Raw genomic sequence first — 16,572 nt, forward strand, 5'->3', positions numbered from 1 at the left:
TGGTTGTTTTGTTATTGGTGTCGCGTTTCTTCACGCGCACCTTGTATTCCTTGCCCTTTTGGCCAAGGGTGTTTGTATTTCACGCGTTGCCTGTCAAGTAAACTGAGGTGGCGCTTAAGCCGCGACAGGTAGGCGCGATAATCTTTGCTGTTAGTACTCCATGCTGTTTCCGCTAGTGCTGTGAGGCGTGGGAACATCATGTAATCAAGGGTGTCTGGTGAAGTGATTCTCTCCGTCCAAATTGCCGCTTGGATACCCAAAATCCGCTTTTTTACGGGGTCATCTGGGTGCAGTTGAGCCAGCGGCTCGTAGTAATAGGCTTTTTCTAACGTGATGGTATTCGCGCTGTGCACACCGGGTTCGTTTGCGCTATCTTCTTGTGCCATATCGAGGTAGGTACTTTGGCCTGGTTGTAGAATGATGTCGTAGCCGAGCTTGGCAGAGTTAATCGCCGCTTCTTCGCTCAGCCAGGAGTACACTATGGTGTCTTTACTGACCTTGTTGACTAGGTTGCCTTCTTCCCAGCCCAACATGCGCTTACCAAGTGACTTAAGCTTATCTTCGACATGACGCAGTAAGTGACCTTGTAGATCTTTTGGATTGCGATATCCGTGCTTTGCCATCAGTGCTTGGCAACTTGGACTGTCATTCCAAACTCCAACCGGGACTTGGTCTGCGCCGATATGGATATATGGAGAAGGGAACAAAGCAGCCACTTCTTCAAGCACGGCATCAAGAAACTGATAAGTACCGAGTAAGCTAGGAGACAGCACATTGTCGCAGTAGTTTTGTGCACTTCGGTAGCTGGAGCTATCCTCTTTGTCAACGAGCAAATGTGGTAGCGATTTAATCGCTGCACGGCTGTGACCCGGCACGTCTATTTCTGGTATTACTTGAATGTTGCGAGCCGCAGCGTACTCAACAACCTCAGCTACTTCTTGTTGTGTGTAATAACCGCCATAGTCGAGCTGTATACTGTGTAATTGAGGCTCTAAGACACGCTTAGCGCCGCGCCACGCCCCCACTTCTGTCAATTCAGGAAAGGCATGAATCTCAAGGCGCCAAGCTTCATCGTCGGTAAGGTGCCAATGGAAGGTGTTGATCTTGTAGTGAGCAAGAAGATTCAAAACACGTTTGATTTCACTGACGGGTTGAAAGCTGCGTGCACTGTCAAGCATGACGCCGCGATAGCGAAAACGTGGGGCATCTTGGATCTGAACGTAGGGGACATACAAGGTTTGACGGTCTTTATCAAAGTCCATCAATTGCATTAGTGTTGCGCAGCCATACACAAAACCGGCGTTGCCATTGGATTCAATTTCAATTCCATTGTGATCAACACGCAGTTTATAGGCTTCATTATCCAGCACCGGTGAATGTCGAAAACGAATATCTTGCTGACCGATGGATTTAGTTGCGATTGCGAACAAGCGATTGATTTCATCTTTTAGCCAATTAGCGACCGTTTGCATCGCTTGATCTTCAACGCAGATCTGACTGTAACGGGTCAGTTCATAGACGCTGTCGCCAAATTCAATGGATTGTGGCATAGGGAGAAGGCCGTGGCGGCCTTCAAAGACATCCGCAACTGGGTTGGAATTATCTTCCCCTGCTCTAAGCACGATCGGGGACGTGGTCACTGGACACTGGATTAAGCTGTCTGAATTGAGGTAGGCCCCTCTAATGCCATCATTGAGTGATTTTAAAGGGGCCGTAGCAATGCAAAACTCTACATATATATGGTTGTTGGCGTATAGCGGTGTCCCTTCAATGTTGAGGGTACAAAAAGTGCCGACTTGCGTGAGGTTTCCTTGAGATAAGCTACTAGGCGTAATAAAACGCTCGAAAATAAAATGCAGCTGCCAATTGGCATGGCTTTTCTCAGATAAGTTATGCAAGGTTAAGCCAAAGCGGCAGCCTTTTGGCAAGCGCTCTACAATGGCTAAATCGACACGAAAATCCATATCCGGCCCTTACTAGTACAGGTTGTGTTTCTCAATGCCTGCCATCATCAAAGCACCGTCCATCGCATCTCCTTGTGGAGCCACGATCCAGCGCTGTGCAGCAGGCGATAACCAATCGAAGATGCGTTCAGCGATGCTGCCCATCAGGCAGATCTTGTCAGCACCGCGCTGGTTTAGCGCGCAAAGGAACATTTCAATGTCGTCTGCGGTCTGTTGTAGCAGCGATTTGGCTAAGCTGTCGTTGAGGTAGGCGTATTCAAAAATTGCCGGTGAAAACTGCCCGTAATCGCGCGGTAAAGCGCTTTTAGACCACTTAACAATCGCATCAATATCGTGGTTGAAATGAGTCATAACAATCTCAGCGAGAGGGGATGCAGGCTTAATGCCGTCTTGAATTAACAACACTTGCTGAATCAGTCTTAGCCCCATCACTGCGCCGCCGCCTTGGTCGGAGACTGGGAATTCTCGGCCGCCAACGACATGCTGCTTATCACCCTGAATGCAAAGACCAACAGAGCCAGTGCCAGCGATCATAATTGCGCCATCTTCACCTTGATGGGCACCTAAACAAGCGCCATAGCCATCAGTGTTGAGCGTCACACTGGCAAACGGATGTGCGGTATTCATAAAGGCGTGATAACTGGTTTTGTGTTCGGTACCGGCAAGCGCAAGGCCAACGTCCATTTGTGAGAACGATGAGCTGTCTAAGCCGCCTTGCGTTGCTGCTTGCTCGATGGAGTCGATGATAGATTGCATGGCCAATTCTGCGCCTAGCATGATGTTGGCACTGCCGCTTTTGGCTTCGCCAATGATATTGTTATTATCATCAATAATTCGAGCGCGGCAGGAGGTTCCCCCACCGTCGATACCTACTTTATACCTAGCCATGATGATTCCCTTTATTTTTTATAGTGTTGTTGCCACAGCGCTAGAGCTAGCAGAAGCCAGCCTGCATGAGGGATCCATTGCTCTCCCCAGCGCCAGTTCTGTAGCATGTCGTCTTTCTGTTTTTCTGGTTTGAAGGCGATATCGGATTCATCTTCAAACCCAGATGTGATGCCATTACACACACCGCCTAAGGCGTTAAAAAAACCGATTTCAGGTAGGTAGTCTGGATTGTTGTGACCATGCCCATCGAGCATGCACATGTCGTATGGGTTAGCGCCGAGGATCCAGTTAATACAGCCATTGGCGTAGTGTTCGAGCTGAGCTTTGAGCTCATCATTAACAAGATGGGGCTGAGCTAATAGCGCCATGGATGCAAGAGAAGCGATGCGTGCATTTTCCCCTTGCCACCAGTAACCAGATTCGTTGTTGTGCGGGACAAAAAATGCATTGTGTTTCTCGCCATCGACGGCTTTTACATATTGCCTTGGATAACCAAATGGGTTGTAGGTCTCATGAGTGATCGACACTTCAAATTGACAGGCTTGGGTCAACAGTGATTGAACTTGCAATGCGCGCTGGCGATCTGGCTCGATAGCGAGATATTCGGTCAGTGCGATAACCGGTAGTCCCGCCTCTGCCGCGTGGAAATAAGGACGACTGCCATCCGAGTTCGCTGACCAGTAGAAGCTTTGCTGCTGGTCACTTTGAGCGCGTTGACTGAGTGCCTTTACCCAGTCGCGAACGTCACTCAAGTATTGCTGCTCGCCGCTGGCTTGGAATAGGGCAATACTGGCCATGAGTGCGCAGTATTCGTCGATAATGTTAGCTGTTTGGTCGTTCAAATAACGGCTGTTGTGCTCTTTTAGGTGCCAGTAGCCTTTTTTCGCTGCTTCCAAGTAGTCTTGAGATTGCTCGCGAGATAGGCTCGCAACCTGACTGGTTTTTGCGAGCGCTGCGATGCTCATACCACCGCCTTGACGAAAACCGGCTTCGTAGTCATTTTTCTTATGACCAAGCTGGGTTTCGTAGGCACAGATTTCTCGCTGCGCGGTATCTTTACTCCACTTATCAAATACCGTCATGTAGAAGAAGCCACTAGGGTGCTGCATGCGTTTAAGAAACTCTGCGCCATACAATGCTTCTTCAAGCAATCGTGAGGTGACGAAATTAGGTTCTGCTTCTTTACCTACCAAGTCGTGGGCTTTGAGCATGTTCCAAACTACCATAGGAATTTGCTGGGGGTTTAGGTAGTTGGCATAGGACAGGTGACTTAAGTACTTACTCACATCACCAGAAGCGTCATACCAGCCGCCGTGCACATCAACGAGTTGTGAGCTCCCCACAATGGGAGCGCTCTTGTCTGCGATATCAAATTCACCGCCACAGCGCTGCGATTTGAAGTAGTGAATAATGTCGGAGAAACTGCGGTTGTGAAGCGAGGTGTCACCTACTTCAAACGTTTGTGATTTGATGTTTTGGTAACGCAAATAGTAACGGCCTTGTTCCGTCCACTGACTAAAGTCGATAGTGAAGAAAACACCCATGTGCCAGTTATCCACTTTGGAACCACCGATAGGATTAAGCTCAAGCACAATCTCGTCACTTTGCGCATCGACTAAAAATGCGCTTGCAACTTCATGTTGAGCGAGTGATGCCATCAAAATGGCACGCTTCTCGCTATTCGCGTGGTAGCCAATGTGGTTGGTCAGCAACTGCATGTTTTCTTCCATTACTTCTCTCTCGGTATGGATGGGCTCCCAAAGCGAGAGCCAAAAAGTTTAGTTTTCGTATAAATAACAACGGACAAAGTGGTTGTCAGACAGCTTAGTGACGCCGGGTAATGCTTCGCGGCATTTGCTTGTTGCATGAGTGCAGCGACCTGCGAATGGGCAACCGACTGATTCTGGTGTCCAAAGCGGTATTTCCCCTTTGTTGCCAGCCAGTTTTTCATGAATAGACTTCGCTGGATCTGGCACGGCAGAAACCAAAAGCTGGGTATACGGGTGTTGTGGGTTAGCGATGACCTCATCGGTATCGCCCCATTCCACCATATGGCCGACGTACATTACTGAAATGTCTTCAGCAATGTAGCGTGCGGTTGCAATGTCGTGGGTGATGTAGAGCAGCGACATTTGCTTCTCAAACTTCATCTCTTCCATCAGGTTGAGAACACCGGCACGAATCGATACATCGAGCATCGATGTTGGCTCATCCGCAAGCACGACCTCTGCACCTACAGCGATGTTGCGGGCTAGATTAACGCGCTGTCTCTGTCCACCAGAAAGTTGGTGTGGGTATTTCGCTGCTGTCTCTTTTGGCGGGATCAAGCCCACTTGTTCTAGAAGGCTGTATACACGCTCTTCGAGCTCCTTTTTATTGCCTTTGCTGACTTTGTTGTGGATCAGCAGTGGACGCGCGATATGGTGGAAGATCGTATGGGTTGGGTTTAACGAGCCAAACGGGTCTTGCCAAACCATTTGCACGCCTTCGCGGTATTGCATTAGATCGCGGTTTGACTTGATCTCTTGAATGTCACGGCCGCGGTACTTGATTTCGCCACCGCTTGGGGCATACATCTTAGCGATCATCTTAGCGGTCGTCGATTTACCTGAACCCGACTCGCCAACCACGGCGAGGCCGCGGCTCTTGTACATTTTGAACGAGACATCGTTAATGGCTCGCATCATAGGTTGAGATAGGGCATTACTGTTGATAGGGAAGTCCTTAACAACATTGTTGCCTTCTATCAGTAGTTCACCAAAGTTGCTCATAATGGTTCTCCAGAAATCCTTGTTAGTACTTACTTATTTCGCTGGTGGTCGTTATGACAACTCTTGCGCGACGGCAATGGGTTCACCGTACAAGTGGCAGTTAGAAAAACGGTTGTGCTCGATTTGACGCAGCTTAGTAGGTACTCGCGTACATGCTTCGTGAACACGTTCGCAGCGCGCTTGGAATCGACACCCTTGTGGTATTTCCAAAAGGTTTAATGGGTTACCAGGAATACCTGTTAGCTTGGTTTTTGGCCCCGTTAGAGGCGGGAATGAGCTGCCCAGACCTTTGGTATAAGGGTGGTATGGTGATTCTAGGATCTGTTTTGAAGGTGCAACTTCAATCAGCTCACCGGAATACATGATGCCGATGCGATCGGAGAACTCGACCATCAAAGAGATATCGTGAGTGATGAACAGGATTGAGAAACCAAATTCTTCTTTCAGGGCGTAGATCTTCTGTAAGATCTCTCGCTGTACGACCACATCGAGTGCCGTAGTTGGCTCATCCATGATGATCATTTTTGGATTCAGCGCTAGAGCAATCGCGATAACCAATCTCTGACGCATACCGCCAGAGAATTGGTGTGGGTAGTCGTTTAAACGGCTTGGGTGAATATCGACGATCTCTAACAATCCTTGCGCGCGTTTTACCGCTTGCTGACGCGTTAAGTTAGTGTGACGCATAATCACATCGCAGAATTGCTCTTCCATAGTGAGTACTGGGTTTAGTGCGTTCATCGCACTTTGGAACACCATCGACATCTCACTCCAACGGAACGACTGCATGCGTTCGTCACTGTATTGAAGAATGTCTTCACCGTTAAACAGTACTTGACCACCGCTGATGTATGCAGGCGGCTTATGCAGGCGCATCAATGAGAAAGCAACGGTGGATTTACCACAGCCCGACTCACCAGCTAGGCCAAATACTTCGCCCTTGCCGATATCAAAGCTGACGTTGTTACAAGCGCGGACATCGCCGGCATCAGTAATGTAGTCAACACAAAGGTTACGGATTGAAATTAGTGGGTCTGACATGATTAACGATCTCCGCTCCATAGTGCATTTTGTGGCGCGACTTCAACCTCGCGTTCTTTTTTGTCTTGTGCTTGGATTTTCTTCCAGCGCTTCATGCCTTTGTGTGAACGAAGCTGAGGGTTAGCAATTTCGTCGACAGCAAAGTTAAGCAATGCTAGACCGGTTACCAAGAAGGTCAGTGCCAAACACGGTGCGATAACTTCCCACCAAGCGCCAATAAGCATTGCTGATGAGGTTTGCACGTTGTAGAGCATGATGCCCCAGCTGATGGTATTTGGATCGCCCATACCTAGGAATGAGATAGTCGCTTCCATCAAGATGGCATACATCACCGAACCGATGAAGCTTGCACCAACGATAGAGATAAGGTTTGGTAGTAGCTCAACAAAGATGATGCGAAGACGTGACTCACCCAGTACTTCAGCTGCTTTTACAAACTCTTTTTCACGTAGTGAGAGGGTTTGTGCACGAATAACCCTCGCGCCCCAGGCCCATGACATACAGCCAATCACCAGAGCAATGGTCAGTGGCCCTGCTTCACCAATGAAGGCTGCAACAACGAAGAGGAGTGGGAATGGTGGGATAACCAGCATGATGTTCATCGCTGCGGTAAGCACTTCATCCACACGGCCGCCAAAGTAGCCAGCGGAGATGCCGATTACGGTTGCTAGAAAACACACTGTAAGACCTGCACCAAAGCCCACCATAAGTGAAACGCGTGCACCGTAAGCAACCTGTGACCAAACATCACGACCCATACGGGTTGTGCCTAGTGTGTGATCGGCTTTTTTGGACATCAGCAGAGTACGGCGATCATCGGCGAGATTGGTCGCCACCCAGCCGTCTGGACTCGACTGAGCCATTTTTACGATGACACTAGGGTACTCATGAGAGTTACCGGTGCGTTTATCTGGAGCGTGTTTGGTAATCAGTGGTGCTGCAACGGCTACAAAGACGAACAAACCAATGATTGAGAGTCCAAGTCTGGCCGTTCCATTGCGCCATACAAGCTGTAAGAAACCTTTCATGGTTATTTGCCTCCCTTACGTAGACGAGGATCAAGCACGACATAAAGCATGTCTGCCGCTAAGTTAAAGAAGAGCATAAACAGAGTCATAATAAGTAGCTGCCCTTGAAGTACTTGGTAATCACGTGCGTGAATCGCGTTGAGTAGTACAGAACCAAGACCTGGGTAGTTAAAGATGATTTCGATAATTAACTGACCACCAATCGCCACACCAAGAGACATAGAAAGCGCCGTTACACTTGGCAGTAGTGCGTTACGAGCGGCGTAGTTAAAGACCACGCGGTTTTCGCTCAGACCTTTGCCCTTCGCCATGGTGATGTAGTCTTCATTGAGCAGGTTAATCATGTTGTTACGCATGTTTACTAGGAAACCGCCGATTTGAATCACAGTTGCACAGATAAGCGGTAGTACAGCGTGATACAGCACATCTTTGATGAATTCCCAACTTGTCCAGTCAGGGATCTGGCCGGCGGTGTAGGCGTAGCCTGTAGGGAACCACTTAAGGCCAATCGCGAAGATGAACATGGCCATCATAGCGATAACCACTTGCGGCATTGCTTGAATAATCAACATGCCTGGAGTGATGAACGTATCGAACTTAGAGCCACGTTTCCAAGCGGCGAAGATGCCAAGTACCGAACCAATAGAGAAAGAGAGAATTACCGCGGTACCCGCCAAGAATAGTGACCAGCCAAATGCGCTGCCTAGCAGGCTGTTTACGGATAGCGGGAAGTACTTAATAGAAGTACCGAGTTCCCAGCTCAGAATGTTCTTCATGTAGTGAAGGTACTGAATGAAGTAGTTACCATCGACAAAGCCAAGCAGCTCTTTCATTGCTGCAATACGCTCTGGGGTAACCTGTACTGTTGCGTTAGCGAACATCATCGTGACCGGGTCGCCCGGCATTGCACGAGGAATAATAAAGTTGATGGTGGCTGCAACGAGAAGTGCCACCAAATAAAAGGACAAACGTCTTAAAAAATAACCCATAACTCACACCTTAATTACCCAGCTTTTTCCTTTTTGCTGGTAGCCTCATCTCAAAATTTGAAACGAGTAACCCCCTGACGACGAGCGCCACGTATCTATAAATCACGTTTGGGGGAGGAAAGCGGTACGGACGTACCGCTTTTAGTTTGTGTTTACTTACTTAACTGGTTTTAGGTCCAGTACGTGAAGTAGACGCTCTGGGATACCAGCCCAGATGTTTGGACGACCCTTAGGATTTTGCTCGTTCCACCAGCCCGCAAAGCGAGTTGTGTTGTATTGGTACATGTAAGCACCAGACATCACAGGGATGGTTACTTGATCTTGAGCGATAATCTTCTGGATGCCATGAGCGATTTCTAGCTGCTCACCTTTATCCGCTGTTTTGTAGAAGCTGTTTAGAAGCTTGTCTAGCTCTGCATTTTGGTAGAAGTGCATTGCGAAGCGCGGCATACCGTCACCTGACTGAAGCGCAGAGTTGTAACCTGTGTTCCAGTATTTGTGTGGATCCGAACCGTGGAAGTAGTTGGTGTACGCTACGTCGTAGTTGGCTTCTAGCATTGCTTGGTTGTACACAGAGAAGTCTGGTGTACGTGCTTTCGCTTTGATGCCTGCTTCAGCGAGTTGCTCTACTGCAAGTTGAACTGTGTTGTTAAAGTCAGTCCAGCCGTTTGGCGATTGAACTAGAAGCTCGAATGACTTACCAGATGGAGTATCAACAAAGCCGTCGCCGTCTACGTCTTTAAAGCCCGCTTTAGCAAGCAGTTTCTTAGCGCCTTCAACGTCGTACGTGTTAAAGCCTTTGTACTTGTTGTGCGTTGCTTCGTCAGACCAAGTCGCAAATGCATAACCTAGACCTGATGCGAAGTCATTCACAGTGCCGCCGCCGTAGAATGCGATGTCGATGATAGTTTGACGGTCAAGTGCCATTGAGAATGCGCGACGGAAATCAACGTTGCTTAGTGCTTCCGCTTTCACTGGATCTTTGTGCTTGAAGTTCACTAGGAACGCTTGAGTGCCTGATGGTGGGTACCAGTACTGGTGGTTAGGTGATGCAGCAGCGTAAGTACGGTCAATGTCTGGAATGAATGACGATGTCCAGTCCATTTCAGAGTTAACCACTTTACCTAGGAACTGGTCGTTGTTCGCGATTTGTGGAACGCGCAGACAGTCGACTTCTAGATTATCGTTATCCCAGTAGTTCGGGTTACGACATTGAACGTATAGCTGAGGAGTGAACGTGTCGATCACTGTGAATGGGCCAGAGCCAACAGGGTTTTCGTTTAGGAATGTTGTTGGTTCTTTTACGTCCTTCCAAACGTGCTCAGGCACGATTGGCACCTTAACGATTTCATATGGAACGTTAGAGTTTGCTTCTGTTGCGTAGAACTTCACCTGGTAATCGTTAAGCTTCTCAACTTTAGATACCCAAGAGTTGATACCACTTTGGTCAAGTGCTGAGTTCTCTTGAACTAAGTTGAATGAGAAAATGACGTCGTCTGCATCAAACGTTTCGCCATCAGACCACTTAACACCTTTACGGATATCAAAGGTTACTGACATTAAGTCATCAGCGATAGTGAAGTTTTCTGCCAAGCGGAATACAGGCTCATTGCCGTGCATTTCGTTAAAGACAACAAGCGGCTCGTATAGGAAGTCGGTTGTTGTGTGCAAGTAGGTTGTACCCAAGAATGGGTTGAAGTTGCGTACAAAGGTATTGAACTCTTTAGGGTGGATAGTGAGTTCGCTGCGTTCTGCGGCTGTCGCTACAGAGCTAAAACCTGTAACTGCGGTGGCAATAATTGCTGTCGCTAGTGCTGTTTTTTTAATATGCGCAAGCATAGCTATTCCTTACTATTTGCTTTTGTTTCACAGAGAGACCAAGTGCTTCCCTCTCACATGTTTGCTAAAGCCTACCTCTTTGATTGTTCCTAAAGAGTGGCCTGTAGGCCTTAGGCGTTACTAAGAAAACACCTTAAAGCACAATTTATCAATTACGCTCTCCGTTAAAAACGTCAAAGTAACTATTGTCATTGTCAAAAACGTTAAAATTGGGCTTTTTTGACGGCTTTTTGAGCAGGTTAGGATGGTGATTTGCATCACTTACTTGTCTCTATTTAGTACGGCTTGTTAGTGGTTACTATCCTATTGGGGTCTTTGAGGTAAGGTTTGTGAGTGGTGGTGTGCAAATGGTGATAAGGATCACTGGTGAAATTGGCTCGTTAATTTACTCCGGAAATTAGGGTAGTCGATTTGTTGTGATGATTATCGCAAACTGGTGAAGTTCCGCCTCTAACAGGAGGAGATTAGCAAAAATTGATGATGTAGCAGGTGTCATTATTGGCCGGTTGAATGCTTATTTTTCGCCGCTAATTTTATCCGGTATTGCAGTGTTATACCGGGCGAATGAATGTGCTCGGCTTGGTTTTGTTGCCTAGGCACAGTGGGGAGCAAAAAAAGCCTGAGCTACATAATGTACTCAGGCTTTTGGGTGATTCGTAGAACAACTACTTAGTATGAAAAATCTGTTCAGTCTCAAGTGAGGTGAAGGCGCGAATTTGACGCCATACGTAATAGAAAATACCAAACATCATTAGCATGCTCGGAATCGCGATAGCCGGGTAGCTGTATAAGGTTAACTTGCCTAATTCTTCATTAAACGCAGCAGTACCCGCTGGACTTGTCACTATCCAGGTGGCCAGAAAGTAGTTCATCGCCGATGAAAATGCGAAGGTACTGGCGAATAGGTAGTTAGATGACATTAGACAGCGCTCAAACGCCTGCGTCTTACCGTTTTGCTCTAGACGCTCATTAATCAATGAGAGATTGAGTACAGCATCGTTGAGGAGCACTTTCTGCATCATTGGATAGCGAGTGAATGTAGAAGCCAGTACAGCTAGACCGATCAGGCCTGGAATTAGTGCTTCTTTTAGTGCTAACCAGCGAGTATCTAACTCCAAAAGAGCAATACCACCGGTTAAAAGTACGCTGATAAAGCCTAGAGCCGCAATAAAGTTAAACTTCTTATTACGGATCAGATCCATTCCGCCGTAGAGCACAGGAAATAGTAGAGCGACAACCAGCGCCATTGCAGTACCTAGATGCTCATCACCACTAAACTTCATCAGAATAAAAGAGGGGATAAATACGTTGAATAGGATTTCAAATAAGGGATTCGACTTCTTCGCCGTTGTGGTACTCATAATAGTGTGCTGACTCTAAGTTGTTACTGTTTTGATCTATACAGGGCAGTGTTCATTGCTTGATAACAGAAGTAAAGCATTAAACGCTTAAGATGTGTAACGACGTATAAAATGAGACATGGTTAATGCCTTAATAACACGTGTTATTACGTTGGAGACGTAAAAAAGGCGCATAGATTTCTCCATGCGCCTTTCTGAAATTTGGTGGCCCCTCGCAGACTTGAACTGCGGACCAATCGATTATGAGTCGACTGCTCTAACCACTGAGCTAAGGGGCCAATAGGTGGATGATTATAGGGGAAGGCTGCGCGGGTGTCTAGATGCAGTGTAGGCTAATTGCGCTTGCTTTTTAGTCACTTAAACCCAGTAGATACAAAAAAGGTGAGCTAGTGCTCACCTTTTTGCTAAAGCTTGATGCGATTACTCGTCTAGGAAGCTGCGCAGGGTTTCTGAGCGGCTTGGGTGACGCAGCTTACGCAGTGCTTTCGCTTCGATCTGACGGATACGCTCACGGGTAACGTCGAACTGCTTACCTACCTCTTCTAGAGTGTGGTCAGTGTTCATGTCGATACCAAAGCGCATGCGCAGTACTTTCGCTTCACGAGGTGTTAGACCTGCTAGGACGTCTTTTGTTGCCACACGCAGACTTGTCATTGTTGCAGAGTCTACAGGCAGTTCTAGAGTCGTATCCTCGATAAAGTCACCTAGATGCGAATCTTCGTCGTCACCAATTGGTGTCTCCATAGAGATTGGCTCTTTCGCGATTTTCAGTACTTTACGGATCTTATCTTCAGGCATTTGCATGCGCTCTGCCAACTCTTCAGGAAGTGGCTCACGGCCCATTTCTTGAAGCATTTGACGAGAGATACGGTTTAGCTTGTTGATAGTCTCAATCATGTGCACTGGGATACGGATGGTACGAGCTTGGTCAGCAATTGAACGCGTGATAGCCTGACGGATCCACCATGTTGCGTAAGTTGAGAACTTGTAACCACGACGGTATTCAAACTTATCTACCGCTTTCATCAGACCGATGTTACCTTCTTGAATCAAATCCAAGAATTGTAGACCACGGTTGGTGTATTTCTTCGCGATAGAGATTACTAGACGTAAGTTCGCTTCAACCATCTCTTTCTTCGCACGGCGAGCTTTCGCTTCACCGATAGACATGCGACGGCTGATGTCTTTGATGTTTTGTACCGAAAGCGAGGTTTCTTCTTCGATGATGTTCAGCTTCTGGATAGAGCGGCGAATGTCATCTTCGTAGCGCTTGATCTTGTCTGCGTATGGCTTGTCTGATGCCAACACTTCGTCAAGCCATGCTTCGCTTGATTCGTTGCCAGTAAATAGGGCAATGAATGATTTCTTCGGCATTTTGCCGTACTCAACCGCTTGACGCATGATCAAACGCTCTTGAGTACGCACACGGTCCATAGACGTGCGCAACTCGTTCACTAGGTGATCGAACTGTTTTGGCGTTAGGCGGAATTCACGGAATACTTCTTGAACAAGTTCGTGCGACTTAGCCACTTGTGGGCTGTCGTAACCAAACTCGTTAACAGCTAGCTGTAGATCTTGATAAGTATTGCGAAGTGCAGTGAACTTTTCTAGAGCAAGCTCAGGATCGATGCCTGTATCTTCCTCTTCCTCGTCCTCTGAATCTTCGTCACTGTCTGCATCTTCTTCGTCTTCATCTTCAAGATCAGATTCAGACAGTTCAGAACCGATGTGCGTAGCAATAGGTGCCGCTGTTTCGTCTTCGTTTGGATCAACAAAGCCGTTGATAACGTCCGTTAGGCGAAGTTCTTCCGCTTGTACTTTGTCAAACTGTTCAAGAATATAAGGGATAGTACCTGGGTACTCGGCCACTGAGCTTTGAACTTGGTTGATACCATCTTCAATGCGTTTTGCGATGTCAATCTCGCCTTCGCGAGTCAATAGCTCAACGGTACCCATTTCACGCATGTACATGCGAACTGGGTCAGTAGTACGACCGATTTCACTTTCAACGCTCGAAAGTGCAGCTGCAGCGGCTTCGGCTGCATCTTCATCAGTGATGTTGTTGTCATCATTCAGCGCAAGGTCATCAGCATCAGGAGCAGTTTCTACTACCTTAATACCCATGTCATTAATCATCTGAATAATATCTTCTACCTGTTCGGAATCAACGATTTCCTCAGGTAGGTGGTCATTTACTTCTGCGTAGGTCAGATAGCCTTGTTCCTTGCCCTTAATGACAAGTAGCTTTAGCTGTGACTGCGGATTTTGGTCCATAGACGATATCCAACTTAAGATCTGGTGAAGGAATTTTAGTATGCGAAATGCAAACCACTAATATTAACAAATTTATTCGTTGCTGACTAACTGAATTGGGTTACGCTTTTAAGTCTAGCATCAAGGCTAGTAGCTCCCGTTTTTCTTCGACTGATAAGCCGACACTTCTTTCTTTGGCCTGCAGGTTTTCAATTTGCTTTTCAATGCATTGAGACAATATCTTGTCCAATGAATCGATAAATACGTCTTCTTGGTTGTCATCGTCAAGTGGAATTACCCAACTTGCGAGACGAGACAGAAGTGCCTCATTACTACTTCCACGCCATTGTTCTAACAGCTGGCCTGTAGTCATATGGGGATGTGCTTGACATTTATCAACCACTTCCACAAATAAATTGAGCCCAGGCAGTGACAAGTCTCTCACTGTGGACAGATCTGGTACCATTTCAGCATAGCTCGGATTTTGCAAAAGTAGAGCGATGACTTCACGCATTGGTGTGCGTTTGATTTCTTTATGAGGCTGAGCTCGCGTTTCTTGCTGACCTTGCTTGTCAATCAACTGCTGAAGCTGCCTCTCATCGACCAAGCCCAACTTACGTCCAAGCAGTTCCCTCAAGTATAGTCGCAATGTGCCACCAGGCACTTTGTCGATAAGTGGCACCGCTAGCGTGCTGAGCTTTGCCATACCTTCTTTGGTTCGTGTATCGACCTGCTGCATCAGCGAGGAGAACATAAACTCTGACAGAGGCATCGCGTTTTGCACTTCTGTTTCAAACGTGTCTTTGCCATTTTGTCGAATGAATGAGTCAGGATCCTCGCCATCCGGCAGGAACATGAACTTTAATTGCCTACCATCATTGAGGTAGGGCAATGCATTCTCCATTGCGCGCCAAGCAGCATCACGACCTGCTCGGTCACCATCGTAACAACACACGACGGTACTGGTTTGGCGAAACAGAACCTGAAGGTGATCGCCCGTGGTCGATGTACCGAGTGAGGCGACAGAATAATCCACCCCATACTGCGCTAGAGCGACCACATCCATATAGCCTTCGACAACTAAAACCTGAGGTGGTTCGCGATATGCTTGCAGTACTTCATACAGTCCATAAAGCTCTTTGCCTTTATGAAAGATCGGTGTTTCTGGTGAGTTGAGGTACTTTGGTGTGCCATCGCCTAAAACTCGCCCACCAAAACCAATCACTCGTCCGCGTCGGTCACGGATTGGAAACATGATACGACCGCGAAAACGGTCATAACGGTTACCTTTGTCGTTTTCAATCAGCATACCGCCAGACACCAACATGTCTTGCGTGGCTTTTTGCTGACCAAAGTTCTTACGTACACTGTCCCATTCGTCAGCGACGTAGCCGATACCAAACTTTTGGACAATCTCTCCAGAGAGCCCGCGGCCTTTCAGATACTCTATAGCGACTTTGTTGGTGGAAACTTTAAGTTGATCGCGATAGTACTGGCCGATCGTTCCCATAAGATCATACAAAGATCGTTTTTGTTCGCTATTGGCGGTAGGCCCTTTGGAGAAATTACCCGGTTGTCCACTGCGTTGTTCTCTAGGAACATCCAAACCTAACGAGGATGCTAACTCTTCAATCGCTTCAACGAACTCGAGGCGTTCGTATTCCATGAGAAAGTCGATGGCATTGCCATGCACACCACAGCCAAAGCAATGGTAGAACTGTTTCTCTTGGCTGACGCTGAAAGAAGGGGTTTTTTCGTTGTGGAAAGGGCAGCAAGCACCGTAGTTCTTGCCTTGCTTTTTAAGTTTTACGCGCGTGTCAATGACGTCGACAATATCAAGCCGAGCGAGAAGGTCATCGATGAAACTGCGAGGGATTATTCCTGCCATAAAACCTTTTTACAAGAAAGAGATACAAACAAGCCGTGCGTTCCAAAGGATAGCACGGCTTGCTGCAATTTGATTGGGTGATTAAGCGAGTTTAGCGCGAACTAGACCACTTACTTTACCCATATCTGCACGGCCTTGAATTTGTGGCTTAAGCACACCCATTACCTTACCCATGTCTTGCATGCCCGCTGCACCAGATTCGGTAATGGCACTATCGATTAGTGCTGCAACTTCATCATCGGTCAGTGGTTGAGGCATAAAATCCTCAAGTACGGCAATTTCAGCTTGCTCAGCTTCAGCAAGATCTTGACGACCCGCTGCTTCAAATTGCGTGACAGAATCGCGACGCTGTTTAACCATTTTAGTCAGCACGGCAAGAATGTCGTCTTCGTCCAGAGTAATCTGTTCGTCGACTTCACGTTGCTTAATGGCTGCTAAAGCTAAACGAATAGTACCAAGGCGCAATTTGTCCTTGGCTTTCATCGCTAATTTTTGCTCTTCTTTGAGTTTATCAATCAGAGCCATAACTAAAATCCTATCTGGACCTAGT

Annotated in this window: 12 protein-coding genes and 1 tRNA gene; all 13 read right to left on the reverse strand. The window is 47.3% G+C overall.

From position 1 onward, the window contains the following. Positions 1-11: 11 nt before the first annotated feature. The 13 genes from ACJB0T_RS02090 to ACJB0T_RS02150 all read right to left on the reverse strand — a co-directional run bounded on the left by ACJB0T_RS02090 (position 12) and on the right by ACJB0T_RS02150 (position 16,547). Complete coding sequence (locus ACJB0T_RS02090) at positions 12-1,964, reverse strand: beta-N-acetylhexosaminidase (RefSeq protein WP_479291498.1); 1,953 nt, start codon at positions 1,962-1,964, stop codon at positions 12-14. A 12-nt stretch (positions 1,965-1,976) separates the two neighbouring features. After that, the gene (locus ACJB0T_RS02095; protein ID WP_479291496.1) at positions 1,977-2,852 is read right to left on the reverse strand and encodes a glucosamine kinase nucleotide-binding domain-containing protein; all 876 of its coding nucleotides are present in this window, start codon (positions 2,850-2,852) and stop codon (positions 1,977-1,979) included. Between the two features lie 11 nt (positions 2,853-2,863). Beyond that, positions 2,864-4,570, reverse strand: coding sequence for a glycoside hydrolase family 9 protein (locus tag ACJB0T_RS02100; protein WP_479292323.1), 1,707 nt, complete (start codon positions 4,568-4,570; stop codon positions 2,864-2,866). Between the two features lie 60 nt (positions 4,571-4,630). Further along, positions 4,631-5,623 (reverse strand): ABC transporter ATP-binding protein, encoded by a 993-nt coding sequence (locus ACJB0T_RS02105; RefSeq protein WP_446647451.1) that lies wholly within the window; start codon positions 5,621-5,623, stop codon positions 4,631-4,633. A gap of 51 nt (positions 5,624-5,674) precedes the next feature. Continuing rightward, a complete protein-coding gene (locus ACJB0T_RS02110; protein WP_353497116.1) occupies positions 5,675-6,664 on the reverse strand; it encodes an ABC transporter ATP-binding protein in 990 nt (329 codons plus the stop codon). Positions 6,665-6,666: 2 nt separating this feature from the next. Beyond that, entirely contained in the window at positions 6,667-7,692 is a 1,026-nt protein-coding gene (locus tag ACJB0T_RS02115) for an ABC transporter permease (RefSeq protein ID WP_479291495.1), read from the reverse strand. A 2-nt stretch (positions 7,693-7,694) separates the two neighbouring features. Further along, a complete protein-coding gene (locus ACJB0T_RS02120) occupies positions 7,695-8,681 on the reverse strand; it encodes an ABC transporter permease (protein WP_479291494.1) in 987 nt (328 codons plus the stop codon). 156 nt (positions 8,682-8,837) lie between these two features. Then, positions 8,838-10,520: an ABC transporter substrate-binding protein gene (locus ACJB0T_RS02125; protein ID WP_112459509.1), complete on the reverse strand. Its 1,683-nt coding sequence runs from the start codon at positions 10,518-10,520 to the stop codon at positions 8,838-8,840. A 665-nt stretch (positions 10,521-11,185) separates the two neighbouring features. Further along, positions 11,186-11,881, reverse strand: coding sequence for a VC0807 family protein (locus ACJB0T_RS02130; protein ID WP_479291491.1), 696 nt, complete (start codon positions 11,879-11,881; stop codon positions 11,186-11,188). Between the two features lie 202 nt (positions 11,882-12,083). Further along, positions 12,084-12,159 (reverse strand) — tRNA-Ile (locus tag ACJB0T_RS02135). Positions 12,160-12,301: 142 nt separating this feature from the next. Next, positions 12,302-14,155: an RNA polymerase sigma factor RpoD gene (gene rpoD, locus ACJB0T_RS02140; RefSeq protein ID WP_479291490.1), complete on the reverse strand. Its 1,854-nt coding sequence runs from the start codon at positions 14,153-14,155 to the stop codon at positions 12,302-12,304. 100 nt (positions 14,156-14,255) lie between these two features. Then, positions 14,256-16,022, reverse strand: a complete 1,767-nt coding sequence (gene dnaG, locus ACJB0T_RS02145; RefSeq protein WP_479291488.1) for a DNA primase — start codon at positions 16,020-16,022, stop codon at positions 14,256-14,258. A gap of 81 nt (positions 16,023-16,103) precedes the next feature. Then, complete coding sequence (locus tag ACJB0T_RS02150; RefSeq protein ID WP_479291486.1) at positions 16,104-16,547, reverse strand: GatB/YqeY domain-containing protein; 444 nt, start codon at positions 16,545-16,547, stop codon at positions 16,104-16,106. Positions 16,548-16,572 lie beyond the last annotated feature (25 nt).

It is taken from the genome of Vibrio sp. CB1-5, assembly GCF_059412285.1.

What these genes read in the sequence shown, in the direction of transcription:
- ACJB0T_RS02090 (WP_479291498.1), bottom strand. Translation starts at nt 1,964, where the DNA reads ATGGATTTTCGTGTCGATTTAGCCATTGTAGAGCGCTTGCCAAAAGGC.
- ACJB0T_RS02095 (WP_479291496.1), bottom strand. Translation starts at nt 2,852, where the DNA reads ATGGCTAGGTATAAAGTAGGTATCGACGGTGGGGGAACCTCCTGCCGC.
- ACJB0T_RS02100 (WP_479292323.1), bottom strand. Translation starts at nt 4,570, where the DNA reads ATGCAGTTGCTGACCAACCACATTGGCTACCACGCGAATAGCGAGAAG.
- ACJB0T_RS02105 (WP_446647451.1), bottom strand. Translation starts at nt 5,623, where the DNA reads ATGAGCAACTTTGGTGAACTACTGATAGAAGGCAACAATGTTGTTAAG.
- ACJB0T_RS02110 (WP_353497116.1), bottom strand. Translation starts at nt 6,664, where the DNA reads ATGTCAGACCCACTAATTTCAATCCGTAACCTTTGTGTTGACTACATT.
- ACJB0T_RS02115 (WP_479291495.1), bottom strand. Translation starts at nt 7,692, where the DNA reads ATGAAAGGTTTCTTACAGCTTGTATGGCGCAATGGAACGGCCAGACTT.
- ACJB0T_RS02120 (WP_479291494.1), bottom strand. Translation starts at nt 8,681, where the DNA reads ATGGGTTATTTTTTAAGACGTTTGTCCTTTTATTTGGTGGCACTTCTC.
- ACJB0T_RS02125 (WP_112459509.1), bottom strand. Translation starts at nt 10,520, where the DNA reads ATGCTTGCGCATATTAAAAAAACAGCACTAGCGACAGCAATTATTGCC.
- ACJB0T_RS02130 (WP_479291491.1), bottom strand. Translation starts at nt 11,881, where the DNA reads ATGAGTACCACAACGGCGAAGAAGTCGAATCCCTTATTTGAAATCCTA.
- rpoD (WP_479291490.1), bottom strand. Translation starts at nt 14,155, where the DNA reads ATGGACCAAAATCCGCAGTCACAGCTAAAGCTACTTGTCATTAAGGGC.
- dnaG (WP_479291488.1), bottom strand. Translation starts at nt 16,022, where the DNA reads ATGGCAGGAATAATCCCTCGCAGTTTCATCGATGACCTTCTCGCTCGG.
- ACJB0T_RS02150 (WP_479291486.1), bottom strand. Translation starts at nt 16,547, where the DNA reads ATGGCTCTGATTGATAAACTCAAAGAAGAGCAAAAATTAGCGATGAAA.